The organism is Kitasatospora sp. NPDC090091 (assembly GCF_044747365.1).
GTDB lineage: Bacteria > Actinomycetota > Actinomycetes > Streptomycetales > Streptomycetaceae > Kitasatospora.
This window is the reverse complement of sequence record NZ_JBIVDY010000002.1, coordinates 537,720-562,983: the sequence shown is the minus strand read 5'-3', so window position 1 is coordinate 562,983 and position 25,264 is coordinate 537,720. Positions and strand designations below refer to the sequence as shown.

Annotated in this window: 28 protein-coding genes and 1 tRNA gene; 7 read left to right on the top strand and 22 right to left on the bottom strand. The window is 73.6% G+C overall.

The window, feature by feature from the left end:
• Window positions 1-19: 19 nt before the first annotated feature.
• Complete coding sequence (locus tag ACIPSC_RS05540) at window positions 20-280, top strand: hypothetical protein (RefSeq protein WP_395294906.1); 261 nt, start codon at window positions 20-22, stop codon at window positions 278-280.
• A 131-nt stretch (window positions 281-411) separates the two neighbouring features.
• Here the strand turns inward: ACIPSC_RS05540 and ACIPSC_RS05535 are convergent, their stop codons facing one another.
• From ACIPSC_RS05535 to ACIPSC_RS05525, 3 genes are all read right to left on the bottom strand, one after another.
• Window positions 412-1,224, bottom strand: coding sequence for an isocitrate lyase/phosphoenolpyruvate mutase family protein (locus tag ACIPSC_RS05535; RefSeq protein ID WP_400823262.1), 813 nt, complete (start codon window positions 1,222-1,224; stop codon window positions 412-414).
• A 10-nt stretch (window positions 1,225-1,234) separates the two neighbouring features.
• On the bottom strand, window positions 1,235-1,711 hold the full coding sequence (locus ACIPSC_RS05530) for a carboxymuconolactone decarboxylase family protein (protein WP_400823260.1): 477 nt from the start codon (window positions 1,709-1,711) through the stop codon (window positions 1,235-1,237).
• Window positions 1,712-1,905: 194 nt separating this feature from the next.
• A complete protein-coding gene (locus ACIPSC_RS05525) occupies window positions 1,906-2,814 on the bottom strand; it encodes a GNAT family N-acetyltransferase (protein ID WP_400823257.1) in 909 nt (302 codons plus the stop codon).
• A gap of 443 nt (window positions 2,815-3,257) precedes the next feature.
• On the opposite strand from ACIPSC_RS05525, the gene ACIPSC_RS05520 reads away from it, so the two are divergent.
• On the top strand, window positions 3,258-4,058 hold the full coding sequence (locus ACIPSC_RS05520; protein ID WP_400823255.1) for an NRDE family protein: 801 nt from the start codon (window positions 3,258-3,260) through the stop codon (window positions 4,056-4,058).
• Between the two features lie 69 nt (window positions 4,059-4,127).
• Window positions 4,128-4,913, top strand: coding sequence for an alpha/beta fold hydrolase (locus ACIPSC_RS05515; protein WP_400823253.1), 786 nt, complete (start codon window positions 4,128-4,130; stop codon window positions 4,911-4,913).
• A gap of 62 nt (window positions 4,914-4,975) precedes the next feature.
• Here ACIPSC_RS05515 and ACIPSC_RS05510 read toward each other — a convergent pair whose 3' ends face one another.
• A complete protein-coding gene (locus ACIPSC_RS05510) occupies window positions 4,976-5,623 on the bottom strand; it encodes a class I SAM-dependent methyltransferase (RefSeq protein WP_400823251.1) in 648 nt (215 codons plus the stop codon).
• Between the two features lie 149 nt (window positions 5,624-5,772).
• On the opposite strand from ACIPSC_RS05510, the gene ACIPSC_RS05505 reads away from it, so the two are divergent.
• The gene (locus ACIPSC_RS05505) at window positions 5,773-6,402 is read left to right on the top strand and encodes a dihydrofolate reductase family protein (protein ID WP_400823249.1); all 630 of its coding nucleotides are present in this window, start codon (window positions 5,773-5,775) and stop codon (window positions 6,400-6,402) included.
• Between the two features lie 110 nt (window positions 6,403-6,512).
• On the opposite strand, the gene ACIPSC_RS05500 is transcribed toward ACIPSC_RS05505, so the two are convergent.
• From ACIPSC_RS05500 to ACIPSC_RS05485, 4 genes are read right to left on the bottom strand one after another with little or no spacing between them, the layout of a single operon-like run.
• On the bottom strand, window positions 6,513-6,920 hold the full coding sequence (locus ACIPSC_RS05500) for a VOC family protein (protein ID WP_400823247.1): 408 nt from the start codon (window positions 6,918-6,920) through the stop codon (window positions 6,513-6,515).
• A gap of 30 nt (window positions 6,921-6,950) precedes the next feature.
• Window positions 6,951-7,235 carry a hypothetical protein gene (locus ACIPSC_RS05495; RefSeq protein WP_400823245.1) on the bottom strand — a complete coding sequence of 95 codons (285 nt, stop codon included), beginning with the start codon at window positions 7,233-7,235 and terminating at the stop codon, window positions 6,951-6,953.
• Window positions 7,232-7,435 carry a hypothetical protein gene (locus ACIPSC_RS05490; RefSeq protein ID WP_400823243.1) on the bottom strand — a complete coding sequence of 68 codons (204 nt, stop codon included), beginning with the start codon at window positions 7,433-7,435 and terminating at the stop codon, window positions 7,232-7,234. Before ACIPSC_RS05490 ends, ACIPSC_RS05495 begins: the two co-directional genes overlap by 4 nt.
• Before the next feature lie 33 nt (window positions 7,436-7,468).
• A complete protein-coding gene (locus ACIPSC_RS05485; RefSeq protein WP_400823241.1) occupies window positions 7,469-7,840 on the bottom strand; it encodes a hypothetical protein in 372 nt (123 codons plus the stop codon).
• A gap of 115 nt (window positions 7,841-7,955) precedes the next feature.
• On the opposite strand from ACIPSC_RS05485, the gene ACIPSC_RS05480 reads away from it, so the two are divergent.
• A complete protein-coding gene (locus ACIPSC_RS05480; protein ID WP_400823239.1) occupies window positions 7,956-8,798 on the top strand; it encodes a Scr1 family TA system antitoxin-like transcriptional regulator in 843 nt (280 codons plus the stop codon).
• Window positions 8,785-8,982, top strand: a complete 198-nt coding sequence (locus tag ACIPSC_RS05475) for a DUF397 domain-containing protein (protein ID WP_400823236.1) — start codon at window positions 8,785-8,787, stop codon at window positions 8,980-8,982. The genes ACIPSC_RS05480 and ACIPSC_RS05475 overlap by 14 nt, the downstream gene beginning before the upstream one ends.
• A 5-nt stretch (window positions 8,983-8,987) precedes the next feature.
• Here ACIPSC_RS05475 and ACIPSC_RS05470 read toward each other — a convergent pair whose 3' ends face one another.
• The 4 genes from ACIPSC_RS05470 to ACIPSC_RS05455 form a co-directional block, all read right to left on the bottom strand.
• The gene (locus ACIPSC_RS05470; RefSeq protein ID WP_400823234.1) at window positions 8,988-9,776 is read right to left on the bottom strand and encodes an alpha/beta fold hydrolase; all 789 of its coding nucleotides are present in this window, start codon (window positions 9,774-9,776) and stop codon (window positions 8,988-8,990) included.
• Window positions 9,773-11,011, bottom strand: coding sequence for an RNA polymerase sigma factor (locus ACIPSC_RS05465; RefSeq protein WP_400823355.1), 1,239 nt, complete (start codon window positions 11,009-11,011; stop codon window positions 9,773-9,775). Before ACIPSC_RS05465 ends, ACIPSC_RS05470 begins: the two co-directional genes overlap by 4 nt.
• 5 nt (window positions 11,012-11,016) lie before the next feature.
• A complete protein-coding gene (locus ACIPSC_RS05460; RefSeq protein ID WP_400823231.1) occupies window positions 11,017-11,379 on the bottom strand; it encodes a YciI family protein in 363 nt (120 codons plus the stop codon).
• Between the two features lie 261 nt (window positions 11,380-11,640).
• On the bottom strand, window positions 11,641-12,537 hold the full coding sequence (locus ACIPSC_RS05455) for a sigma-70 family RNA polymerase sigma factor (RefSeq protein ID WP_400823229.1): 897 nt from the start codon (window positions 12,535-12,537) through the stop codon (window positions 11,641-11,643).
• Between the two features lie 306 nt (window positions 12,538-12,843).
• Between ACIPSC_RS05455 and ACIPSC_RS05450 the strand changes: the two genes are divergently transcribed.
• Complete coding sequence (locus tag ACIPSC_RS05450) at window positions 12,844-14,370, top strand: PLP-dependent aminotransferase family protein (protein ID WP_400823227.1); 1,527 nt, start codon at window positions 12,844-12,846, stop codon at window positions 14,368-14,370.
• A 45-nt stretch (window positions 14,371-14,415) separates the two neighbouring features.
• Here the strand turns inward: ACIPSC_RS05450 and ACIPSC_RS05445 are convergent, their stop codons facing one another.
• The 10 genes from ACIPSC_RS05445 to ACIPSC_RS05400 all read right to left on the bottom strand — a co-directional run bounded on the left by ACIPSC_RS05445 (window position 14,416) and on the right by ACIPSC_RS05400 (window position 25,131).
• The gene (locus ACIPSC_RS05445; protein WP_400823224.1) at window positions 14,416-14,634 is read right to left on the bottom strand and encodes a DUF6126 family protein; all 219 of its coding nucleotides are present in this window, start codon (window positions 14,632-14,634) and stop codon (window positions 14,416-14,418) included.
• A gap of 33 nt (window positions 14,635-14,667) precedes the next feature.
• Window positions 14,668-15,330, bottom strand: coding sequence for a helix-turn-helix domain-containing protein (locus ACIPSC_RS05440; protein WP_400823221.1), 663 nt, complete (start codon window positions 15,328-15,330; stop codon window positions 14,668-14,670).
• A 127-nt stretch (window positions 15,331-15,457) separates the two neighbouring features.
• Window positions 15,458-17,191, bottom strand: a complete 1,734-nt coding sequence (locus ACIPSC_RS05435) for a pyruvate dehydrogenase (RefSeq protein ID WP_400823215.1) — start codon at window positions 17,189-17,191, stop codon at window positions 15,458-15,460.
• A 63-nt stretch (window positions 17,192-17,254) separates the two neighbouring features.
• The gene (locus tag ACIPSC_RS05430; protein WP_400823213.1) at window positions 17,255-19,663 is read right to left on the bottom strand and encodes a glycoside hydrolase family 65 protein; all 2,409 of its coding nucleotides are present in this window, start codon (window positions 19,661-19,663) and stop codon (window positions 17,255-17,257) included.
• Complete coding sequence (locus tag ACIPSC_RS05425; RefSeq protein WP_400823211.1) at window positions 19,660-20,409, bottom strand: HAD family hydrolase; 750 nt, start codon at window positions 20,407-20,409, stop codon at window positions 19,660-19,662. Before ACIPSC_RS05425 ends, ACIPSC_RS05430 begins: the two co-directional genes overlap by 4 nt.
• 119 nt (window positions 20,410-20,528) lie before the next feature.
• Entirely contained in the window at window positions 20,529-21,326 is a 798-nt protein-coding gene (locus ACIPSC_RS05420) for a VOC family protein (protein ID WP_400823209.1), read from the bottom strand.
• 191 nt (window positions 21,327-21,517) lie between these two features.
• Window positions 21,518-21,967, bottom strand: a complete 450-nt coding sequence (locus ACIPSC_RS05415) for an SRPBCC domain-containing protein (protein ID WP_400823206.1) — start codon at window positions 21,965-21,967, stop codon at window positions 21,518-21,520.
• 111 nt (window positions 21,968-22,078) lie between these two features.
• Window positions 22,079-23,881, bottom strand: a complete 1,803-nt coding sequence (locus ACIPSC_RS05410; protein ID WP_400823203.1) for an LCP family protein — start codon at window positions 23,879-23,881, stop codon at window positions 22,079-22,081.
• A gap of 352 nt (window positions 23,882-24,233) precedes the next feature.
• Window positions 24,234-24,306: transfer RNA gene (locus ACIPSC_RS05405), tRNA-Lys, on the bottom strand.
• Window positions 24,307-24,393: 87 nt separating this feature from the next.
• Window positions 24,394-25,131, bottom strand: coding sequence for a DNA polymerase beta superfamily protein (locus ACIPSC_RS05400; protein ID WP_400823201.1), 738 nt, complete (start codon window positions 25,129-25,131; stop codon window positions 24,394-24,396).
• Window positions 25,132-25,264 lie beyond the last annotated feature (133 nt).

Below are 25,264 nucleotides of genomic sequence, written 5' to 3'. Positions count from 1 at the left end.
CCGGGTCGTTTGGCGTGTCATGACGAAACTCGCCACCCTGGCCGCCCTCACCATGGCGGGCCTCGCCCTGGCCGCCCCCACCGCGTCCGCCGCGACCTCGGTCGCCTCCCAGCCGGACGCCCTGGACGGGCTCTCCAGCGGGCTCAACCTCTCCCCCACCGACCTGGCGCTCCACGAGGCCGGCAAGCTGCCGCTGGTCGGCCACGCCGCCCAGCAGGTGGAGGCCGTCGGCACGGGCCAGATGGAGCACCCGGGGATCAGCGGGCAGGTCCTGAACTGACCCGGGCCCGCGCCGCGGGGCCGCCCGCGCAGTGACCTCCGGTCCGGTTCGGGCGCTCCCCCGAGCGTGCCCGAACCGGACCGGGCGGCCCTTCCCGACCGGGCGGCCCTTCCGGGCCCCGGCCGAAGCCGTCAGCCCTGCGCGAGGGCGTTCAGCTCCTGGTAGGTCAGCCCGCCGTCGAGCGCGGTGTACGTCCCCGCGCCGTAGACCTCCTCGGCGGCCCGGCGCACCGCCGCGTACGCCGCCTTGGCCAGGCCCGGCCCGAGGCTCACCCGGGCCACGCCAAGCTTCGCCAGCTCCGGCACCGACGGCGAACCGGGCCCCGCCAGCACGTTCAGCGGCGCCGGAACGGCCGCGACCAGGGCCGCGATCGTCTCCGGATCGGCGACGCCCGGCACGAACACCCCGTCCGCGCCCGCCTCGACGTAGGCGCGCAGGCGGGCGACGGCCTCGTCCAGCCGGCCGGCCGGCTCCCCGATCCCGCGCAGGAAGACGTCGGTGCGCCCGTTGACGAACAGGTCGACCCCGGCCCGGGAGGCGGCCTCCCGGGCCGCCGCGATCCGCTCGGCCGCCTCGGCCGGGGACCGGTGGGCGTCCTCCAGGTTCACCCCGACCGCACCGGTGGCGAGCAGCCCCGCCACCGTCTCGCCGACCTCGGCCGCGGTGGCGCCGTAGCCGCTCTCCAGGTCGGCCGTGACCGGCAGCTCCACGGCGCGCACGACCAGCGCGGTCTGCGCGAGCACCTCGTCGCGGTCGGCCGCGTCGCCGTCCGCGCTGCCGAGGGTCCAGGAGACGCTCGCGCTGGCCGTGGCGACGGCCCGCGCCCCGGCGGCGGCGACCAGCCGGGCCCCGGCCGCGTCCCAGACGTTGGCGAGCACCAACGGCTCGCCCGGGCGGTGGAGTTCGCGCAGCGCGCGGGCCTTCTGCTGCTGAGTGGGCGTCATGGCGGCGACCCTACTTCGCGGCCGGGCTGAGGCGGGAGGTGACGCCGATCCGGTTCCAGGCGTTGATGGTGACGATCAGCGTGATCAGCTGCGCCAGCTCGGCCTGCTCGAAGTGCTCGGCGGCCTCCTGGTAGACGGCGTCCGGGACGTGCCCCTGGGTCAGCAGGGTGACCGACTCGGTCAGCGCCAGGGCGGCGCGCTCCTTGGCGGTGAACCACGAGGTCTCGCGCCAGGCCGGCAGGGAGAGCAGGCGGTGGTTCTGCTCGCCGTTCTTCAGCGCGTCGGTGGAGTGCATGTCGATGCAGAACGCGCAGCCGTTGATCATCGAGGCGTGCACCTTGACCAGCTCGGCGAGGGCCGGGTCGACGCCCTTCCGGGCGGACCGGTCCAGCGCGATCATGGCCTGGTAGAACTCGGGGGCGAGGTCGGGGAGGGAGATCCGCTGCTCGGGGGCGGACACGGTGGCGGTCTCGTTCGTCGTCGTCATACCGGCCAGCCTAGGCGGGGAGTGGACTGCCTCCTTGGCACAATCGCGGCCGGGGATCATGGGCCACTTCGGGGCGCCGCGGCGGGCGCCGGGCGCCGGTGGCGCGCGGCCGGGCCGGGCGGCCCCGCGGTCCTGGCCCACGGGCACCGGCAAGCGGTCCGGGCCTGTCCTCGGACCGGACCGCTCGCCAGGTGCTACTCCTCGCCAGGCCGCTCGGCCCCCGGGAGGAAGTGGATGCGTTCACGGATGACGGGGAAGCCCGCCTTGGCGAAGTTCGCGGCCATGGGGAGGTTGGTCCGGTCCGTCGCTCCGGTGATGAACTCCGCGCCCTGCTCGACGAGGAAGTGGGTGCACTCCGCGAGGAGGTCGTAGGCGTAACCGCGACCGCGCTGTTCCGGGACGACCCCGATGAAGCCGATGGTCGGCCCGGAGGGGTTGTGGGCCGGGATGTGGATGCCGGCCAGGTCGCCCTCCGGCGTGTGCGCGACCTGCCACCACTCCCGTGGGGAGGGGCACCAGTGGAAGAAGTCGAGTTCCTCCTGGGCCGCCTGGTCGAGGCCGCCCTCCTCGACGGCCCTGAGCGCGTGGGCGTCCAGGGTGGCGGAGTGGATGCGGCGCAACGCGTCGAAGAACACGCCGTCGTCGGGTTCCGCGCTGAAGCGCAGGCGTCCGGGCCGCTCGGGCAGACCTCGCTCCGGGGTCCAGCGATACAGGAAGCGTTCCACCAGGAGTTCGTACCCTGCGGCTCGTGCGGCGGCGAAGCGGGCCTCGGCGCCGGCGCGCAGGTCGGTCTCCTCCCGCCAGGCACCGGGCAGGTTGATCTCCAGTTCGACCTTCCAGGGAGCCGAACGCAGGAGTGCGGCCCCGGCCTCCTCCTCGCCCTCGGCCACGTCGAACCAGTTGATGTTGACGGGCTCCGGGTCGTCGGGGCCGCCCCACCAGGCGCCGCGTGCGACGACCTCGCCGTCGCGCAGGGCGACACGCTTCCAGTCGGGGCGGAACCGGCTACGACGATGGGCTTCACGGGCGCCCAGGGGGTCGGGGAGTGCGTCGAAGAGATGAGCGTCGCTCGCGGAGAGCGCGCGGATGACCGGATCGGTCATGGATTCCTCCGGGATACAGGCTGCTTGGAGCGCTCCCGGTCAGAACGGACGAACCACGCCGGGACAACGGAAAAGGGAGCGCTGGAAAGATGTGAACTGCACGGCACTCGCCTCCTTCCGTCCGTCTCGGGGCGTCGAGCCACACGGTACGTGATCTTCCACGGGTCCGTCCACGGATTTCCGTGCCCCCGTGAAGGAGGGGTTCGCGGGAGACCACGGCCTCGAAGTCCCGAAAGCCACCGGCGGGTTGCTTGCGCCCTGGCGTCCGGTCCAGGACTCCGGGACCGAGTCTGCCACGGCGGTGGCGGGGCGGCCGGGGCTCCGTCCGTTCCGGCTGTTCGCCGGTGGTCCTGCGGCTGTTCCGATCGGCGAACGTGCGTGCGAGGATCGGCGGCGGGGCGGTGTCCGGCCGCCCCGCCGCGAAAGACCAGGGGGCCGGCCGCGTGTGTACCGCGTTCGTCAGCATCGAGCCGTCGTCGGCGGTGCCGGTACTGCTGCTGTCGGTGCGGGACGAGTACGCGGGGCGGCAGTGGCTGCCGCCGGACCACCACTGGCCCGCGCAGCCCTCGGTCCTCGGCGGGCTCGACCTCGCCGCGGGCGGGACGTGGCTGGCGGTCGAGCCGGGCGGCCCGGGGGCCGAGCCGGTCGCGGCCTGTCTGCTGAACGGCTTCGGCGCGATGGCCCCGGCGCAGGCGCGGCTCTCGCGCGGCGAGCTGCCGCTGACCGCCGTCCGCGACGGCGGCATCGGCCACCTCGACCTGGAGCGCTACGACCCCTTCCACCTGGTCGTCGTCCGGCCGGACGGCGCCCGGGTGCTGAGCTGGGGCGGCGGCAGCCCCGAGGAGCGCGAACTGCCGACCGGCCTGAGCGTGGTGCTGAACGACGGACTGGAGGGCCTGGCTGCCACCCGGACCACCTCGGAGCTGGTCCGCACGCTGATGGCCGCCCGAGCCGCGCACTTCCGGGCCCGCTTCGAGGCCGCCGTCCGGCCCGAGCCGGCGGCCGGGCCGACGGAAGAGCCGGCGGAGGAGGCCTGGGGCGCCTGGCTGCCGATCGTCGCCGGCGACGGCCTGCCCCTGGACGCCCCCGAGGCGCTGATCCAGCGCCGGGAGTTCGGTGACGGCCGGATCTGGGGCTCGTCGTCGATATCCCTGCTGGCCTTCGGGCCCGACGGGCTGCGCTACGACTTCGGCCGCGCCCCGGTGACCGGCCCGCCCGACGACCGGTGGCGCCGGATCGTCTGAGCCGGCCGCAAGGCCCGATGGAGCAGGCCCACTGGCGGGTGCCGACGGCGCCCGCCCAGACTGGGAGCCATGGAGACCATGGTGCCCGTCGGCGGTGGTGAAGTCTGGGCCGAGGACTCGGGCGGGGACGGACTGCCGATGGTCCTGGTCCACCCGGGCGTCGGCGACTCGACCATCTGGGATCCGGTGCTCGCGGCGCTCGACGGACGGCACCGGGTGGTCCGCTACGACGCCCGCGGCTACGGCCGCTCGCCCGCCCCCACCGTCCCGTACACCCCGGCCGACGACCTCGCCGCGGTGCTCGACCACTTCGGGCTGGACCGGGCGGTGCTGGTCGCCTCCAGCATGGGCGGCGCCGCATCGATCAGCCTGGCCCTGGACTCCCCGGAGCGGTTGGCGGGCCTGGCGCTGTTCGTCCCCCAGGTCGCCGGGTACGACGGGCTCGACGAGTCCGAGCTCTACCGCGAGGTACAGCGGCTGGCCGAGGCCGGTGACATGGAGGGCATCGTCCGGTACGGGCTGAGCCTCTGGGGGCTGGCGGGCGGCGGTACGCCCGAGGCCGATCCGGTCGCGGCCGCGCAGTTCAGGACGGTGCTGCCCGCATGGTTCGGCAACGTCGGCTACCAGCAGGCCGGCGCACCGGCCTTCGACCGGCTCGGGGAGATCGCGACGCCCACCGTCCTGGCACTGGGCGAGCTGGACCGGCCGGGCATCGTGCGCTTGAACGAGGAGATGGCGGCCCGGATCCCCGGCTGCCGACTCGTCCGGCTCGCCGGGTCCGACCACTACCCCATGCTGCGCGAGCCGGAGGCCGTCGCCGGGCTGGTCGAGGAGCTGTACGCCGCGGTGAGGTGAGCTCGCGGACGGGACTCCTGCCCGAGAAGTCGGCTCGGCCGACTTCCTGTGCAGGGCTCTGGTCAGACGGCCTGTGCCAGTAGGCAGAGGTACGAGCGCTCAAGCCGGCCCTCGGCCGGCTGCTCCAGCCGCGCGGTCACGGCGAACCCGGCCCGGGCCAGCAGTTCGGCCTGCCGGTCGGCGGGGACGATGTACGACGTGTACGTCACCGGGCGGCCGTAACCCCGGGTGGGCCGCAGGTGGGCGGCCTCGCCCGTGTGGCCGCCCAGCAGCAGGCGGCCACCGGGAGCGAGGACGCGGCGGAACTCCGCGAACACGAGGGGCAGTTGCTCGGGTGGCGTGTGATGGGTCGAGTACCAGGCCAGCAGGCCGCCCAGCCCGGCGTCGGGGAGCGGCAGGCCGGTCATCGAGCCGACCGTGAAGTCCAGTCCGGGGTACGCCCGACGGGCCAGCTCGATCATCCGCGGCGACAGGTCGATGCCGGAGGCGGTCACGCCCAGCCCGACCAGGTACGCAGTCACCCGGCCCGGCCCGCAGCCCACGTCCGCGACGGGGCCGAGCGCGTCCGCCCGCACCGACTCGACGAAGGCGCCGAGCATCCCGCGGGACACCGGGTCCATGCCCTCCGGCGGGACCACCCGCCGGACGTAGTCCTCGGCAACGGTGTCGTAGGACGCGCGGACGGCGGCCAGGTGAGCGGGCTCGGTCATGGCACCGAGCGTACGGCCGACGCGTGCCGAACCCGGGCCGGTCCTGACTTTCCCTCAGAAGACCCTTGCAACCACTACAGTCGAAGTACTATAAATGGAGTGGTTCGAGTGACGGACCGAAACCCAGCACCACGACACCAAGGACACGGATGCGCAAGCTCAGCTACTTCATCGGCAGCACCATCGACGGCTTCATCGCCACGCCGGACGGCGGCTTCGAGTTCTTCTTCCCGTACGTCACAGGCGAGTACGCCTCCTACCTGACCGCCGAGTACCCGGACACCGTCTTCAGCCCGGCCCGCGTCGCCGCCGGCATCGACGACGCGCCCAACAAGCACTACGACACCGTGCTGATGGGCCGCAACACCTACGAGCCGGGGCTGGCCGTCGGCGCCACCAGCCCCTACGCCCACCTGCGGCAGATCGTCTTCTCCAACTCCCTCGCCGAGAGCCCGGACCCGGCCGTCGAGGTCACCACCGAGGACCCGCTGTCGGTGGTCCGCCGCCTGAAGCAGGCGGACGGGCTCGACATCTGGCTCTGCGGAGGCGCCTCGCTGGCCGGGCAGTTGCTGCCCGAGATCGACGAACTGATCGTCAAGCTCTACCCGATCGTGGCCGGCTCCGGCATTCCGCTGTTCTCGGCCGACTTCGAGGCTCGCAACTTCGAGCTCGTCGAGAGCCGGACCTTCGACCAGGGCAGCGTGCTCCTCACGTACGCCAAGCCGGCAGCGGCGAAGGACACCGGGCCGGAGCAGGCCCCGGCCTCCGGGCAGTCATGAGCGGAGCCGGGCGACCTGCGCGGCGACGTGGCTCAGGGGCCGACGTATACGTACACGTCCTCGTTCGGACCTGGTGCGGCCGGCGCCGTCCGCACCAGGTCCACGAGCGGTCAGCCGTTGGAGCGGGCGACGCGGCTGCGCTCGCGCAGCGAGATGCGGTTGCCGTCCGGGTCGGCCGTCTCGATGCGGACGCCGAACCCGTAGTCCTCCGGTTCCGGCCGGTCGAAGGTCACCCCGCGGTCGCGGAACACCTTGAAGTCGGCCCGCAGGTCGTCGGATTCGAGGATGACCGGTCCGGGCGTGGCGCCCGGCACCGGTTCGGCCGGCTGCCCCGCCGCCGCGGGGTGCGCCCACAGGATGATCTCGACCGGGGCGCCGGGCACGCCCACCGTGAGGAAGCGCCCGTCGGGGCCCGGAAAGTCGATGCGCTTCTCCAGGCCGAGCTGCTCCGTGTAGAACCTCAGCGCGCGGTCCTGGTCGGTGACGTAGAGCGTCACGTACATGACGTTGGTCAGCATGGGGTGCTCCCTTTCCTCCGTTGATCCGTCTCACCTCCCCGACGGATCCCGACAAGGGAATGTGACGGAGGGACGGAGAGCTTCTGACGAGGCACTGCCACGGTCGCCGCGTCGGCCGGCCCGGCGCTGGAGAGCGGCGCCGAGCAGCAGGTTCACCAGGACGGTGCCGACGCAGAGCACCGTGACGAAGAGGAAACCGGCGGCACGCGGGGCTGCGTGCCGGACCGGGCAGACGGCGAGCACCGCGAGCGCGGCGCCGGCCGCCACGGAGGCGGCCGAGGCGGCGAGGAGCAGGGCGCGGGGCGGGCGGCTCACGACAGCGACCGCGCCTGAGTGGGCTGCGACGGGGGCGCGGTGACGTGCTCGGGCCGCGCGGTCCACTCGATGCCGCCCCCGACGGGGCGGAGATAGACGCGGCCGCCGATGGTGTCCATGTAGACGCCGGTGCGGCGGGTCCGGCGGTCGTGGAGGAGTTCGCCGGGGGTGAGCGGGGGGTGGGGAGGACGGTGGTTCACGGGGTGGTCCTTCAGGGAGCGGCAGGTCGGGGGTCAGCGGCGTCCGTCGAGGCGGATCGTCACCAACCGCTGGGTGGCGACCACCACTTCGGCGGCGAGTGGGGCGCCCTCGGCGGTGTTGAGGGTGACGGCCTGGCCGGCCCTGGGGTACCAGTCCTCCCCTTGATGCAGCTCGCGGCGGGCGCGGACGCCGTCGCGGATGACGTCGGTGAGCTTGGTGACGACGGAGACGGGGGCGGCGCCGAGGTCGATGAGGACGACCCCGGTCACGGAGGCGCAGTTCCAGTCGATGCCGGTGGAGGGGAGTTCGGTACCGGCGGCGGCGAGGGTGACCTTGAAGTCGTCCAGGACGGAAGCGGCTTCACGGCGGTCGTCGGCGGTGATTCTGCGGAGGATGGAGGACATGGCGGTCGGCCCCTTCGGTCAGTTCCGGAATTCCGCCTCCAAGGATCACGCCTCACATATACGGTGTGAAGCCGAACGATCACAGCGAGTTGCATGTAGGAGATCGGGGTCCGCCATGCCCAATCCCAGGAACCTCCCCAGCGGCAAGACACCTCGCGAGTACTACGGCTCGGAGCTGCGCCGACTGCGCGAGGCCGCGTGCCCCCGGATGTCCCAGGAGAAGCTGGGCCAGCTGACGTTCGTATCCGGGGGCTACATCGGTCAGTTGGAGCAGGCGGTACGGGTGCCGCAGCTCGATCTCTCGGTCCGGATCGACAAGGCACTCGCTACAGGTGGAGTGCTGGAGAGGCTGCACGAGCTGCTGGAATTCTCGCGGTTCCCGGACTTCTTCAAGCACGCTGCGGAGCATGAAGCCCAGGCACTGACCATCAGCGAATACGCTGGCCACCTTGTTCCGGGTGCGCTCCAGACACCCGACTATGCGCGCGCGATCTTCCTCGATGCCGCTTCGCTCCGCACGGATGACGTGATTGCCGAACTGGTTGCCGCCAGGATTGAGCGCGGACGTCTCATCACAAGCCCTACTGGACCTGAGCTTTGGTACATCCTTGACGAGGCCGTGCTCCGTCGCACCGTGGGAAGCAATCAGGTCATGGCAGAACAGCTGAGCCACATCATCAACTTGGCCAAGCAGCGACGCATGATCGTTCAGGTGGTCACCTTCACGGCCGGGGCCCATCCACTTCTCTCGGGCCTTCTCAGTCTGATGACTTTCGCAGCCGCGCCACCACTCGCCTACAGCGAAGGCCCTTTTGCAGGCCAACTCTTGGACGAGCCACAGATGGTGGCCAAGTGCCGTCGGGCCTACGATCTGGTGCGGGCCGCCGCGTTGTCACGCAGGGCGTCCCTGGCTCTAATCCAGTCGGTGGCAGAGGAATACGCGAATGCGCCAGATTGAACAGTCCGCCCGGTGGCGGTCCAGCAGCTACAGCAATGCCGAGGGTGGCAACTGCGTCGAGGTGGACGACTCCTCCCCCGGCCGCGTCCGGGACTCCAAGGACCCTGACGGGCCCGACCTCACCTTCTCCCCTGCCGCCTGGCAGGCCTTCGTCACCGCTGTCCGCGTGGGCGAGTTCGGCTGATCCTCCTACGCCACGAACTCGCCGATCAGCCGGGCCAACTCCACCGGCTGCTCCAGGTGCAGGTCGTGGCCGGTGCCGGGCACGCTGACCGCCACGGTCTCCGGTCGCGTGCCCAGCATCCGGTCGAACTGGTCCGCGTCGATGATCCCGGACTGCCCGAGCACGGCCAGGACCGGGCACCCGACCCGCGCCCACTCCTCCCACCACGACCGGTGGGCGTTCTCCGTCAGGGACTCGACCATCACCCCGCTGTCGAACCGCGGCCACCAACCGCCCCCACGTTCCTCCAGCCCCGCCGCCCAGCCCTCACCCACCGGGCCGCCGCCGAAGTACTCGACCGCCTCCGCGCGGGTCGGGAACGGCACCGGCCAGGAGTCGAACCAACCCGCGATCCCCTCCAGCGTCTCCTGGTCCGAACCCGCCGGCCCCGCCTCGACCACGACCAACCCGCTCACCGACTCCGGGTGCGCCGCCGCGGTGAGCATCGCAGCATGCCCGCCGTAGGACTGGCCGACCAACACCGGGCGCTCCAGCCCGAGCTGCTCGACCACCGCGAGCACGTCCGCCACGTACGCGGCCCGCGAGACGTCCTGCGGCCGCCGCTCACTCGCGCCACTGCCGCGCTGGTCCACGGCCACCACCCGGAACCGGCCGCCCAGCGCCGCCACCACGGCGTCCCACTCCCCCGCGTGCCCCGCCAGCCCGTGCAGCAACACGACGGCTGTTCCCGGACCGCCCGAGTCGCGGCACGCGAGGCGGACCCCACCCCTCTCCACAAACCTCACCGCGGTCATACCGCCCTCTCCAACCGTCGTGCGCGTTCCGTCAGATGGCGCCGCTCGGGCGCGCTGGTGGTGCGGCGGGCCGCCTCCCGGTAGGACTCCACCGCGCCGGCCCGGTCGCCGAGCAGGTCCAGCAGGTGGGCCCGGGTCGCGGGCAGCCGGTGGCTCCGGGCCAGGCCCTTCTCCCCCTCCAGCGTGGCCAGTAGCTCCAGTCCGGCCGCCGGGCCGTGCACCATGGCCACCGCGACCGCGCGGTTGAGCGTGACCACCGGGTTCGGCCCGAACCGCTCCAGCAGCTCGTACAGGGCGAGGATCTGCGGCCAGTCCGTGGCCGCCGCCGATCCGGCCTCGTCGTGCACCGCCGCAACGGCGGCCTGCAGCTGGTACGGACCGGCCTGCCCACGCGGCAGGAACCGCTCCAGCAGCGCGACGCCCTCCGCGACCAGCTGCCCGTCCCAGCGGCCGCGGTCCTGCTCGGCGAGCGGCACCAGCTCCCCGCCGGCGCCGGTGCGGGCCGGACGGCGGGCCTCGGTGAGCAGCATCAGGGCGAGCAGGCCGGCCGTCTCGGCGTCCTCGGGCACCAGCCCGTGCAGCAGCCGGGTGAGCCGGATCGCCTCGACAGCCAGCGCCGGCACGGTCAGCTCGGCGCCGTCGCTGGCGGTGTAGCCCTCGTTGAAGACCAGGTAGAGCACCTGCCGGACGTCCGCCAGGCGCTCGGCGTGCTCCGCCCCCTCGGGCACGGTCAGACCGACGCCCTTCACGGTCTGCTTGGCCCGGCTGATCCGCTGGGCCATCGTCGCCTCGGGCACCAGGAAGGCGGCGGCGATCTGCGCCGTGGTCAGGCCGCCGACCGCGCGCAGGGTCAGCGCGATCCGGCTGGGTGCGGAGAGCGCCGGGTGACAGCAGAGGAAGAGCAGTGCCAGCGAGTCGTCCCGGTCGCTCTCCGGCGTGCCGTCCGCCGCGTGGCCGATCAGCGCCGACTGCGGGGTGGCCAGGGCGAGGGCGTCCTCGCGGCGGCGCCGGGCGGTCTCGCTGCGCACCTGGTCGACCAGGCGGCGCGAGGCGACGGTGAGCAGCCAGCCTCGCGGGTTCTCCGGCGTGCCGGTCCCGGGCCACTGCCCGGCGGCCGCGATCAGAGCTTCCTGCACCGCGTCCTCGCAGGCGTCGAAGGCGCCGTAGCGGCGGACGAGCGCGCCGAGGACCTGCGGCGCCAGCTCGCGCAGCAGGTCCTCGATCGCGTGGGGCAGGGCGGTCACACGTCCGCCGCTGCGTCGTGCAGGACCGGCCAGAGCTCGACCGGCTCGACGTCGGCGAACGGCATGTCGGCGGCGATCTCCTGGGCCCGCTCCAGGCTCTCGCAGTCCAGCAGGTAGAAGCTGGCGAGGTACTCCTTGGTCTCCAGGTACGGGCCGTCGGTGACCACCGGGAGGCCTTCCCGGCGGCGCACCAGCTGGGCGGCGGCCGCGTCGGCCAGGCCGTAGGCGCCGATCAGCTCGCCACTCTCGCGGTACTTCCTGTTGAACGCGTCCTGCTTGGCGATCGCCTCGGGCCAGGCCTCGGCCGGGAACGCGTCCCACTTGGCCTGGTTGCCGTAGATCATCGCGACGTACTTCATCTCGGGTGTCCTCCCGTCGTGCGCGCCCCTCCGGCGCGCTCTCACCCTCCAGTCGGAGCGGGTCCGGAGTCCTCGACATCACCCGACGACATTTTCCGAACTTCTTTCGCGGCTCCGCCAACCCGCCCGGAAGGCGCCCCCCGGCATGATCAACATACGGGATCGCCCCCGCCGTCGGCAGCGCTCGTGCCGGGCACGCCGGACCCGCCGCCCGGCCCCGCAAAGGGGCCGGACGACGCGGCGACCGGGAGGACGGAGCGGTCAGTCCGCCAGGTCGAGGCCCGCGAGCAGGCCGGCCAGGCGCTCCGGGTCGGTGAGGATGTCCATGGCGGCGATCCGGCCGCCCCGGATGGTGAAGGCCATCAGCGACAGCGGCTTGCCGTCCGCGAACGAGAGCACCGCCGGCCCGCCGTTGACCAGCACGTGGCGGGCCCGCGCCGCGAACCGGGCGAAGGTGATCGCCTGCGAGGCCACCTCGGCTGCGCCGCGGCGCAGCACGCTCGGCCGCAGGGCGCCGCCGTCGGAGCGCGCCACCACATCGGGGTCGAGCACCGAGAGCAGGGCGTCGAACTCGCCCCCGCGCGCGGCGGCGAGGAACGCGTCCACGACCTGGCGCTGCCGGGCCAGGTCCGCGTCGGGGGCCGGGGCGGCGTCCTGGACCCGGCGGCGGGCGCGGCTGGCGAGCTGGCGGGTGGAGGCGGAGGTGCGGCCGAGGATCGGGGCGATCTCGTCGAAGGGCACGTCGAACATGTCGTGGAGGACGAAAGCGAGCCGCTCCGCCGGGGAGAGCGTCTCCAGGACGATCATCAGCGCGATGCCGACCGAGTCCGCGACGAGGATCTCCTGCTCGGGGTCGAGCGCCTGGGCGCGGCTGACCACCGGGTCGGGCAGCCGGAGCCGGTCCTCCTGCTCCGGCATCGCGTCCTCCCGGCGGGCGGTGCGCGAGCGCAGCATGTCCAGACAGGTCCGGCCGACCACGGTGGTCAGCCAGGCAGCGAGGTTGCGCACCTCGCTCACATCGCTGCGGTGCAGCTTGAACCAGGCTTCCTGGACGGCGTCCTCGGCCTCGGCCAGTGATCCGAGCATCCGGTAGGCGACCGCCCGCAGCTGAGGGCGCTCCTCCTCGAAGCGCCGGGCCAGCAGTTCTTCCCCGTTCATCGGTCACATCCTCGCGTCGGGATCCGTCGGTCCACTGACGGACGCTAACCGACGGAACGGGCCCGCGCCGCGGCATCCGCGCTGACCTGCGGAAGCCCGCCGGCCGTTCGCGCCGGCCGCAGCGGGCACCCCGGACTGCCGTCCCGGGAAGCCGCCGTGACGATGCGTCATGCTTTCGGCCGGCTCCGCGGGCCCGCGCCGCGCCCGCCCGCGGGACCGCGCCCGCGCGCACCGGCCGGGCCGCCCGGCGGCAGATGGGGCGATAATCCCCCGTACCGATCCGTCCACGCCCGCAGGGAACGGCCCATGACCAGCTCCCGGACCTCCCGAGCCGCCTCCCGACCCGCATCCCGGAGCTCCCCGAGCTCCCGCGCCGCCGCCGGGGCCGCCTCCTGGACCGCGTTCGGCGGCGATCTGCACCTCGACCTCACCGGGCGGCGGGCCGCCGGCACCGGGGTCCGGGCCGCCCTGGAGGACGCGCTGCGCGAGGCGGTCCAGGACGGCCGGCTGGCGCCCGGCACCCGGCTGCCGTCCTCCCGGGCGCTCGGCGAGGACCTCGGGATCGCCCGGAACACCGTGGTGGAGGCGTACGGGCAGCTCACCGCCGAGGGCTGGCTCAGCTCCCGGCAGGGCTCGGGCACCACGGTGGCCGAGCGGACCACCCCCCGCCCGGCCCGGCGGGCCGCCCACCCGCCACTGGACCGCCGCACCGCCCGGTACGACCTGGCGCCGGGGCGGCCGGACGTCTCGCTCTTCCCGCGCACCGCCTGGCTCTCCGCCACCCGGCGGGCGCTGGCCACCGCCCCGCACGAGGCCTTCGACTACGGCAGCCCGCTCGGGCGGATCGAGCTGCGACAGGCGCTCACCGACTACCTGGCCCGGGTCCGCGGCGTCCGGACCGACCCCGACCACCTGCTGGTCTGCGCCGGCTTCACCCAGGGGCTCGGCCTGCTCTGCGCCGCCCTGCGCGGCCGGCGGGCCCGCTCGCTGGCCGTCGAGGAGTACGGGCTGCCGCCACAGCACGACGTCGTCCGGGCCGCCGGGCTCAGCACGGCACCGCTGCCGCTGGACTGCTCCGGGGCGCGCACCGAGCTGCTGGCCGGGCGGCGGGACGCGGCGGTCCTGCTCACCCCCGCCCACCAGTTCCCGACCGGCGCCGCGCTCTCCGCCGAGCGCCGGGCCGCCGCCGTGGCCTGGGCCCGCGCGCACGACGGGTACGTGATCGAGGACGACTACGACGGCGAGTTCCGCTACGACCGGCAGCCGCTCGGCGCGATGCAGGCGCTCGACCCCGAGCGGGTGGTGTACGCGGGCACGGCCGCCAAGAGTCTCGCCCCCGGTCTGCGGCTGGGCTGGCTGGCGCTGCCCGACGCGCTGGTGGAGCCGGTGGCCCGGCTCAAGCAGCAGGCGGACGGGATGTCCCCGGTGATCGACCAGCTCACCCTCGCCGAGCTGATCACCTCCGGCACCTACGACCGTCATGTGCGCCGTTCCCGGCTGCACTACCGGCGCCGCCGCGACCACCTGGTCGCGGCGCTGGCCGAGCGGGCCCCGCACGTCCGGGTGACCGGCATCGCCGCCGGTCTGCACGCCGTGCTGCAACTGCCGCCCGGCGCACCGTCGGAGGCCGAGCTGCTGGCCCGGGCCGAGGCCGCGGGCCTGGTGTTCGGCGTGCTCGGCCGGCACCTCGCCGCGCCCCCGCCGGGCCCGGACACCACGCCCCCGGCGAGCCCGGACGCCGCGCCCGCCCTGGTGGTCGGCTACGCGACGCCGCCCGACCGGCTCTTCCCGGCCGCAGTGGACGCGCTCTGCGAGCTCCTGCGCGGGGTGTGAGGGGTCGGGCGTGCCCGGGGCCTGTCCGCTGACTTGTTCCGGTTGCTACTTGTTCCGGTTGCCCAGCTCGAAGAGCAGGAGGATGAAGCCCGCGAAGGCGTGCGTCGCGACGGTGTAGATCACCAGTCGGATGCCGACACGGCGGTTGGCCCACTTGCCGGCGTCGACGGTCTTCGCGGCGGGGGCGGCCGGCGCGGCGGGGGGAACCGCGGCGGTGCCGGCGGTGGCAGCGGCGGTGGCGGTGATGGTGGTGGGATCAGCCATGGGAGATCTCCTCCGGGAGGTCTGACGGGTGGGTCAGTGGGGAGCGGCAGGGCCGCCGCCGAGGCAGAGTTCGCCGCCGGGGCTCTGCAGCAGGGTGTGGACGAAGAGCAGCTCGACCCCGCCGGACGACTCCGCGGCGATGCAGTGCGGGGTGAGCGAGTCGAAGTGCGCGGAGTCGCCCTGGTCGAGCTGGTGGACGCGGTCGCCGAGGGTCAGCTTCAGCCGGCCCTGGAGGACGTAGAGCCACTCCTCGCCCGGGTGGACCCGGACGACGGCGTCCTGGACGCCCAGCGGGACGTGCACGCGCAGTGCCTGCATCGCCCGGCCGGGTGCACCGGCCCGCCGGTAGCCCCAGCCGCCCGCGCGGCCGGGCTCGATCGCACCGCCGCGCACCACTGGGTCCGGCTCGACCATGGCCTCGCCGAGGAGGCCGGAGACGGACGTGCCGTAGGCGCGGGCGAGGCCCAGCAGGACGGGCAGCGAAGGCTGTCGGCGGCCGGTTTCCAGCCGGGACAGATAGGCTGGGGAGAGGCCGACCCGAGCGGCGGCGACCTCCAGGGTGAGACGGCTGCCGAGCCGGTGCTCGCGCAGTCGCGCGGCGAGGCCGGCGACCTCCTGGTCGTCGAGCTGGTCACCGGTGGTGCCGGTGGAACCGGCGGGACCGGCGGTGGTGGGGCCGGATGGGCTGGTGCTCATGTGACCAGTGGACACCCGGCGTGCCCCACGGGCAAGAAATTTGCCTCAGAGGCAAATCACCGTAACCTCGCGCCGATCGGCCACCCCGACGAACGCCGGTCCACGCCCTCCGCGGCGCCCGGCCCGACTACGGCCGGGGGATGTTCCGCAGGTTGCTGCGGGCCAGGTCGATCATGCGCCCGACCCCGCCGGAGAGCACCGTCCGCCCGGCCGCCAGCGCAAAGCCCTTCAGCTGGGCCGCGGTGATGTGCGGCGGGACGGCGAGCGCATTCGGGTCGGTGACCACGTCCACCAGCGCCGGGCCCGGCCGTTCCAGGGCCTCCGCCAGCACCTCCCGCACCCGCACGGGCTCGGTGACCCGCTTGGCCGGGATGCCCATCGCCCGGGCGATCCCCGCGTAGTCCACGTCCCCGTTGTCGGTCTCCGCGTCGGGGTAGCCGGAGACCAGCATCTCCAGCTTGATCATGCCGAGCGCGCCGTTGTTGAAGACCACCGTCTTCACCGGCAGCCGGTGCCGGGCCACCGTGAGCAGCTCGCCGAGCAGCATCGACAGCCCCCCGTCGCCGGCCATCGCGACCACCTGCCGCCCGGGGCAGGCCAGCTGGGCGCCGATCGCGTGCGGCAGGGCGTTGGCCATCGAGCCGTGCAGGAACGATCCGATCACCCGGCGACGGCCGTTGGGCTGCAGGTAGCGGGCGGCCCAGACGTTGTTCATGCCGGTGTCCACGGTGAACACCGCGTCGTCGGCGGCCACCTCGTCCAGCACCGAGGCCACGTACTCCGGGTGGATCGGCAGGTGCTTGTCGATGTCCCGGGTGTAGGCGCCGACCACGTCCTCCAGGGCCCGGCAGTGCTTGCGCAGCATCTCGTCCAGGAAGGCCCGGTCGGCCTTCGGTTCCAGCAGCGGCAGGACGGCGCGCAGGGTGGCCGAGACGTCGCCGTGGACGGCCAGCTCCAGGGGGGTGCGGCGGCCGAGCCGGGTGGCGTCGTGGTCCACCTGGATCGTCCGGGCCTGCGGGAGGAAGGAGTCGTAGGGGAAGTCGGTGCCGAGCAGCAGCACCAGGTCGGCCGTGTGCAGCGCCTCGTGGCAGGCGCCGTAGCCGAGCAGACCGCTCATGCCGACGTCGTACGGGTTGTCGAACTGGATCCACTCCTTGCCGCGCAGGGAGTGCCCGACCGGCGCGCTCAGCGCCTGCGCGACCTCCATCACCTCGCCGTGCGCCCCGCGCACACCCGCACCGCAGAACAGCGTGACCTTCCGGGCCCCGTTGAGCGCCCGGGCCAGCGCCTGCACCTGGGACCAGGGCGGCGCGGCCACCGCCTGCTCGGTGAGGAAGTGGCTGCCGCCCGTCGGCCCGGCGGCCGGCAGCGCGGCGACGTCCCCGGGGAACGCCAGGACGGCGACTCCGGGGGCGCCCAGCGCGTGCTGGACGGCGATCCGCAGCAGGCGCGGCAGCTGCGCCGGCGTGGAGACCGTCTCGCACCAGCTGCTGCAGTCGGTGAACACCCGCTCGGGGTGGGTCTCCTGGAAGAAGCCGGTGCCGATCTGGCCGGACGGGATGTGCGAGGCGAGCGCCAGTACCGGCAGGCCGCTGCGCTGGGCGTCGTAGAGGCCCTGGATCAGGTGGGTGTTGCCGGGGCCGCAGGAGCCGGCGCAGACCGCCAGGCGGCCGCTCAGCTCGGCCTCGGCGGCGGCCGCGAACGCGCCGGCCTCCTCGTTGCGGACGGCCACCCAGCCGATGCCCTCGGCCCGGCGGATCGCGTCCACCACCGGGTTGAGGCTGTCGCCGACCACCCCGTAGACGCGCTCCACCCCGGCCTGCCGGAGCACCTCCACCATCTGCTCGGCCACGCTCACCACGGGGGGTCTCCTCTCGCCGGTCGGTCGTCACCCCCCGCTCGCCCCGCGGGGGCCGGTCCTCCCCTACTCCGCCGCCAGGTGGTCCGGCCCCGGGCCGAGCGTTCCGGCGGCCACCCCGGCCTGCGGCTGGCGACGGGACGGCTCGCGGCCCGGCGGCTGGGCACAGCGCTCCTGGACGGGCGGCACCGTGGTGGGCAGGGTGACCGGCGTGCCCGCCTTCACCTGCACCCCCTCGCCGTCGTGCCGCAGGTGGATCACCTCGCCCCGGCGCAGCGTGTACGTCGTCCCCTCGTGGGTGATCCGCACCCCGAGCAGCTGGCCGCGCACCAGCAGCGAGAAGCTCAGCTTCATCAGCCCGTTCGGCAGCCGGGGCCGGAAGGACAGCACCTCGCTGTGGTCCCGCAGGCCGCCGAACCCGGCCACCAGGGCGATGCAGGCCCCGGCGAGCGAGGCCATGTGCAGGCCGTCGCGGGTGTTGCCGCCGAGGTCGTGCAGGTCCATCAGGGCGGCCTCGGCGGTGTAGTCGTACGCGAGGTCCATCTGGCCGACCTCGGCGGCGATCACCGCCTGGGTGCAGGCCGAGAGCGAGGAGTCGCGGACGGTCAGCCGCTCGTAGTAGGCGAAGTTGCGGGCCTTCTGCTCGTCGGTGAAGGCGTCGCCGCGCACCTGCATGGCGAGCACCAGGTCGGCCTGCTTGACCACCTGCTTCCGGTACAGGTCGAAGTACGGGTAGTGGAGCAGCAGCGGGTAGTTCTCCGGCGGGGTGTGCTCGAAGTCCCAGACCTGGTGGTCGGTGAAGCCGTCGGCCTGCGGGTGGACGCCGAGGTTCTCGTCGTACGGGATGAACATCGCCGCGGCGGCGTCCCGCCAGGCGGCGGTCTCCTCGGTGTCCACGCCGAGCGCGGCGGCCTCCCGCGGGTGCCGGGCGGCGGCCTCGGCGGCGACGCGCAGGTTGGTCTGCGCCATCAGGTTGGTGAAGACGTTGTTGTCGGCGACCGCGCTGTACTCGTCCGGCCCGGTGACGCCCTCGATGCGGAACTTGCCGACGGCGTCGTGGTGGCCGAGCGAGCGCCACATCCGGGCCGTCTCGACCAGCAGCTCCAGCCCGTACTCGCGCTCGAACTCGACGTCCCCGGTGGCCCGGACGTACCGGGCGGCGGAGACGGCGATGTCGGCGCCGATGTGGAAGGCCGCGGTGCCGGCCGGCCAGTACCCGGAGCACTCCTCGCCGCGGATCGTCCGCCACGGGAACACCGCGCCGGAGAGGCCGAGTTGGACGGCCCGTTCGCGGGCCATCGGCAGCGTCGTGTGCCGCCAGCGCAGCGCCTGGTTGACGGCGCCCGGCAGGCAGTAGGTGAGCACCGGCAGGACGAAGGTCTCGGTGTCCCAGAAGCTGTGGCCGTCGTAGCCGGGGCCCGTCAGCCCCTTGGCGGGGATGGCCCGCTCCTCGCTCCGGGCGCCCGCCTGCAGCACGTGGAAGACGGCGAACCGGACGGCCTGCTGGAGCTCGACGTCGCCCTCGATCTCGACGTCGCTGGTCTCCCAGAACTCGCTGAGGAAGGTGGCCTGTTCGGCCACCAGGCCGTCCCAGCCGGTGTACCGGGCGGCGGTCAGCGCGGCCTCCACCTGGTCCCGGACGGCGGGCAGCGAGCGGGTCGCGGACCAGCCGTAGGACATGAACTTCACCAGGCGCAGCTTCTGGCCCGGTTCGAGCACGGTGGTCACGCTGATCCGGCAGTGGTCGGCCTCGGACTCGGCGACGGTGTCCAGCCGCTCCGGGCCCTCGATGACGTGGTCCATCCCGGCGGCGACCCGGATGCCGCTGTAGCGGGTGCGGTGCACCAGGACGGCCTTGGTGCCGCCGGCGTGGCTGGCCTCGGCGAGCAGCGGCGCCTCCAGCACGGCGGCCGCGCGCGGGTCCCCCTCGGGGCCGCCGGGCAGCTGCTCGTTGGCGACCAGCTCGGACTGGAGGACGATCCGCACCGGCCCGTCCACCGCCTCGACGGTGTACTCGACGGCGGCGACGGCGCGCTGGGTGAGCGAGACCAGCCGGGTGGAGTTCACCCGGATCGTCCGGCCGGCCGGGGAGGCCCACTCCGCCTCGCGCCGCAGCAGCCCCTCGCGGAAGTCCAACCACCGCCGGTGGCTGATCAGTTCGCCGTAGCGCAGGTCGAAGGGCTCGTCGTCCACCAGCAGGCGGATGATCTTGCCGTTGGTGATGTTGATGACGCTCTGGCTGGACTCCGGGTAGCCGTAGCCGCCCTCGCCGTACGGCAGCGGGCGCAGCTCGAAGACGCCGTTCAGGTAGGTGCCGGGCAGGCCGTGCGGCTCGCCCTCGTCCAGGTTGCCGCGCAGGCCGATGTGGCCGTTGGAGAGGGCGAAGAGCGACTCGGCGCGGGCCATCGAGGCCAGGTCCAGGCCCGGCTCGACGATCTGCCACGGGTCGACCGAGAAGTTGTCCAGGCCGGTCATGCCGCGCCTCCTTCGAGCAGTTCGGCAAGGTCGGTGACGACCACGGTGGCGCCGTCCCGGCGCAGCTCGGCGGCCTGGCCGGTGCGGTCCACCCCGACCACCGCGCCGAAGCCGCCGGCCCGGCCGGAGGCGACGCCGGCGAGCGCGTCCTCGAAGACGGCGGCGTGCGCCGGCTCGACGCCCAGGGCCCGGGCGGCGGCCAGGTAGGTGTCCGGGGCCGGCTTGCCGGGCAGCCCCTCGCGCTTGGCGACCAGGCCGTCCACGATCACGTCGAACAGGTCCTCGATCCCGGCGGCCCGCAGCACGTCCCGGCAGTTCGCGCTGGACGAGACCACCGCGCTGGGCAGCCCGAGCTCCCGCAGCCGGCGCACGTAGGCGACGGAGCCCTCGTAGGGCTGGACGCCCTGCTCGCGGATCATCCGCAGCACGGTGTCGTTCTTGGCCAGGCTGATGCCGTGCACGGTGCGGGTGCCGGGCGGGTCGGCGTCGGTGCCCTCGGGGAGCACGATGCCGCGGCTCTCCAGGAAGCCGCGGGTGCCGTCGAGTCGCGGGCGGCCGTCGACGTACGTGTCGTAGTCGACGACCGCGTCGAAGGGGACGAACTGCCCACCGGTGCGGGCCGCTTCGGCGCGCAGGAAGGCGTCGAAGGTGTCCTTCCAGGCCGCGGCGTGCACCTTGGCGGTCTGGGTGAGCACCCCGTCGAGGTCGAAGAGGAAAGCGCGGATGTCGTCCGGAAGCCCCAGCATGGGTGCAGTCTTACCCGCGAACGCGGGGAAGCCGCCCATTCCCGGCGGCGCGTCGCGGGAAGGGGCGGCTTCCGGTGGCTCTCGGGACTCCCGACGGCTCTCGGGACCTCCGGCGGCGCTCAGGAGTCGGGCATCTGGGACTCGGGCGCCGCCGTCACCGCGAAGACCGCGCCCTGCGGGTCCCGCACGACGGCCATCCGGCCGGACTGCATGTCGAACGGGGGCTGGATCACCGAGCCGCCCGCCTTCACCAGGGCGTCCACCGTGGAGTCGGTGTCGTCCACCGAGAAGTACGTCATCCAGTGCGGGGGCGTGCCCTCCGCCAGGTACCCGGCGACCGGCTGCATCCCGCCCACCGTGCGCTCGCCGACGTTGAGCGAGTAGTAGCCCTCCATGCCCTGGATGGTCGCCGGGCGCAGGCCGAACGCCTGGTGGTAGAAGCGCCCGGCCGCGTCGGTGTCGGTGGTGTTGAGCTCGTTCCAGACCAGCGCGCCGGGCTCGTTGACCACGCCCGCGCCGAAGAAGTCCACCTTCTGCCAGACGCCGAACACCGCGCCGGTCGGGTCGGCGGCGACCAGCATCCGGCCGACCGTGCCGACGTCCATCACCGGGTAGAGGATGGTGCCGCCGCTGTCGGCGATGGCCCGGCCGGTGGCGTCGGCGTCGTCCGAGGCCAGGTACGTCGTCCAGGCGACCGGCGGGACGGGCTGGCCCTCGGGGGCCATCTGCGCCATGATCCCGGCGACCGGCTTGCCGTTCAGCGAGCACACGGCGTAGCCGCCGAACTCGGGCGGGCCGACCTCGCCCTGCCAGCCGAACAGGTCGCGGTAGAAGTCGAGCGCGGCCTGCTGGTCGCTCGCCATCAGGTCGACCCAGCACGGGGTGCCGGGCTTGTACGGAGCGGTGACTACGGGCATTGCTGGGCCTCCAAGAGCGATGGTCCTCCGCCGGGCCCGCCGGTCCGGCACTCCGGGCGGGAGCCGTCGGGGCCGGCGCGGCGCTCCCGCGCCGGGCGGACGACCGGACGGCGGTACACCGCCCACCTTCGCCGCGCCACCGCGATCGCGCCACCGGACGGCGCCCGGCGGGGGACACCCCCGCCGCACCGTCACGCAGTGTGCTCCGGGGCCTTCACGAAGTACGGCTGCACCTTGCCGCTCTGCGCGTAGTCCTTGAGCCGCACGATCAGCTCCGCCCAGGTGCCGGCCACCATCGGGACGCCCTCCTCGGTGCCGGGCTGCCAGCCGCCGTGCCGGAACAGCAGCCGGGTGCGGCCGGGGTCGCCGGGCTGGTCCGCGAGCTCCCAGCTGATCCAGGTGCCGGCCCAGTGCGGCGGGAAGGTGCCGACGTTCGTCCACACCACCCGGTCCCGGTCGGCGCGCTCGCGGCGCAGCCGGAACGGCTCGGGGACGCCCGGGAAGTCGAAGAGCAGCACGTCGCCCTCGTCCCGGTCGACCTCGGTGGTCCACCAGCCGGTGAGGCCGTCGTGGGTGTTGAGCGCGGCGAGCACGACGTCGCGGGGTGCGGCGATGTCGAACTGCATGGCGATCTCGGCCATGGGTCCGCCTTTCGGTCCTGCGGCCCCCCGGAGTGCCTCCTCGGCCACCATGGCACGGGCCCGCGGTGCGCACACCCCGGGCCCGGCGCCGTCGCCGTGCGTCGCGGGCCGCTACCCGCCGCTGCCGTAGCTGGTGTCCGCGCAGATGTCGTCGTCCGCCGAGCGGGTCTGGTTGGTGACGCTGGTGGGCAGCGGGCCCGGCGTGGTCGGGGCGGCCGAGGGAGTGGCACTGCCGGAACCGCCGGCAGCGGCCGCGCCGCCGTTGGCCGCCGCGAAGTCCTTGCCCACGATCACGGTGACGCCCGGCGAGCTGCCGGCCTCGACGCTCGCCCCCGGGAACAGCGCGGCGACCTTCTCGGCGTTGGCCTTCTGGCCGGAGCCGTACTCGATCATCGTGGTCGTGTACTTCGTACTGGCCGCCGTACCCGCCTTGGTGACGGTGAACTTGGCGCCCTTGAGCAGCTCGCTCGCCTTGTCCGCCATGCCCCGGGTGGTGGTGCCGTTGTAGACCGCCACCTTGATCGCCGCGTTGCCCGCGTCGGAGGCCGCCGCCGGGGTGGAGGTGGTGGTGGCGGGGGCGCCCGGTCCGGTCGTGGCGGAGGGCGAGGCGGGCGCGTCCGGCTGCTGGCCGGTGGCGTTCTGGCCGTCGATGGTCCGGTCGGCCTTGAGCGTCTCCCAGAGCTTGGCGGCGTCCTGCGGGATGATGTCGAGGTCGGCGTCCTGGGTGCGGTAGCGCCAGGGCACCGTGACGAACTTGAGGTCGTGCAGGTCGATGTTCTTCAGCGAGAGGCTGAAGGAGAGCAGCTTGTCGGCCGAGTTCAGCCCGGGGTCGACGACCAGCGACTTGGTGGCGGCGTCGGCGAGCGGCAGCAGGGTGGTCGGGTTGAGCCCCTGGCCCTTGATGTTCTTGGCCAGCGAGCTGAGGAATGCCTGCTGGCGCTTCATCCGGCCGATGTCGGAGCCGTCGCCGATGCCGTGCCGAAGCCGGACGTAGTCGAGCGCCTTCTGGCCCTCGACCTTCTGCGGGCCCTGCGGCAGGACGAGGTTCCCCTTCCTCTGGAGCTTGGGGTTGATGTCGCCCTCGTAGATCGGCTTCGGCAGGCAGACGTCCACGCCGTTGACCGCCTTGGTCATCGCCGAGAAGCCCTGGAAGTCGACCACGATGGTGTGGTCGACCCGGATACCGGTGAGCTTCTCCACGGTGTTCTGGGTGCACGCCGGGTTGCCGTCGTCCGTGCTGCCGGTGGCGAACGCCTCGTTGAACAGCGCGCCCGACCTCTCCTTGGTCCACTTGCCGCTCGGCAGCTTGCAGGCCGGCAGGTTGACCTTGGCGTTGCGCGGGATCGAGATGCCGACGGCGTGCTTGTGGTCGGCGTAGACGTGCAACAGGATCGTGGTGTCCGAGCGGGCGCCGCCGTCCTCGTCCCCGCCGCCCAGGTCGGAGTTGTTCTTGCCGCGGCTGTCCGAGCCGATGAGCAGGACGTTCACCGGTTTGTTGCCGTCCGCGTCCGCCTGCGCCTCGGGGGGCCGGTCGGTGGCGATGGCGTCCGCGTCGAAGGACTTGATGTTGGCGTTGAGCTTGAGGTAGATCGCCCCGCCCGCGCCGGCTATCAGCACCAGCACCCCGGCCGCCGACCAGGCGACGATCTTCTTCACGTTCTTCTTGGGCGGCTTGCGGCTGTTCCGGGCCGCGGCCCGCCCACCGGGGGCGGGGCCGGCCGGCCCGCCGCTCTCCGGTCCTCCCTTGCCCTGCGGACCCCTGGTCTGCGGGCCCTTGCCCTGTGCGGCCCGCCGGGCCTCGGCCCGTCCACCGGCCCGCGGCTGCGGCACCGCACCGCCGTCGGCCGCCTCGGTCGTGAGCGCACCGGGCGCGTCGTCACCACGAGCCGGGCCCTCGCCCCACTGACCAGACATCCGTGTACCTTTCACCGGCGGACGCGGCACCCGTACTCCGGGCGCACTGCACACAGAGAGACGGCTGGAACCACCGCCGGGTTGCACATACGAAGGTCGTAATGACCTACGAACGCCCCCGTGATCGTCCCCGCAATCCCCCCTACAGGCCCCCTGCAGCCACAACAGGCCCTCTCGGAGCATACAAGCCGGTCATATTTATCCGGCCGTGCTCTCGGTCACCCACCCGCGCCCCACCGGCCCTCGGGCCCTGCCCGCACGCACGGGTGACTCTCCGTCAACGCCAGTCCACCTGCCCCCACAACGCAGCGGAGCCGGACCGGGACTCTCGTCCGGTCCGGCTCCGCAACCGTGGGCCGCCAGGGGCTCGAACCCTGAACCTACGGATTAAAAGTCCGCAGCTCTGCCAATTGAGCTAGCGGCCCGTGGCCCGTTCCCGTGCGGGGCGGGCCACGGCGATCCTACCCGGTGGGGCCCAGGGCTCCGCCAGTGGATTGCGGGGCGCGCCGGGCTCAGCGGGCCGGCGGGACGGGCGGCGTCCAGTGCGCGGCGCGCACCCGGCGCAGCCAGGCCTCGGCCGGGCGCGGGTCGGGCTCCGCCGGCAGCGCACCGGGCCGGGAGAGGCGCTCGGCGGCGTCCGCGAGCAGCGGTTCGGCGAGGGCGGGGTGGTCCGCGATGCGCTCGCCGAGCGCGCGGACGCGCTCGGGCTCGGGGAGGCGTACGACGTTCTCGCCGGTCTCGTGCAGCCCCACGCCCTGCTCCACCAGCCGGACCAGGTGCCGGGCGTGCTTGGCCGCCCGGCGGCGGGCGACCGGGTCGGCGGGGTCCCGGGTCAGCAGCTTGCGGAACTGCTGGTCGGCGTAGCCGAGGTAGGAGTTGCGGACGGCCTTCGCGCTCAGGAAGGAGGTGCGGATCGCGATCAGCTCGTCACCGAGCGGGGTCCGCACCTCGTACAGGTCGTCGGGAAGCCAGGCCAGTTCGGAGGCGGTCGGGTTGCAGGTGAGCGCGAGGCGGCACCACTTGGCGGCCTCGTGCAGCGTGAGGTCGGGCTCGGTGGTGACGCGCGACTCGGCCGGGCGGTGCAGACCGTGGAACTCCTCGGTGGGGGCGGCGAAGAGGCCGAGCCGGTCGGTGTCGGAGCCGGCGTGGGCGAAGCCGTACGCGGTCGAGCCGACGATGCCGGAGAGCAGGACGGCGCCGGGGAGCCCGGTGGCGGCGGGGAGCCGAGCGGTGCCGGGTGCGGTGGGCATGGGGTCTCCTCCGGTCGGGGCGGTCCGGCCGGCCGGGGCGGGATCGCGTGGGACGGTCGTCCCGCGGTGCGGTCAGAGGAGTGTGCCGCGGGAGGGCCGCGCCGGGCGAGCGAATTCCCGCCCGGTGGCGGCC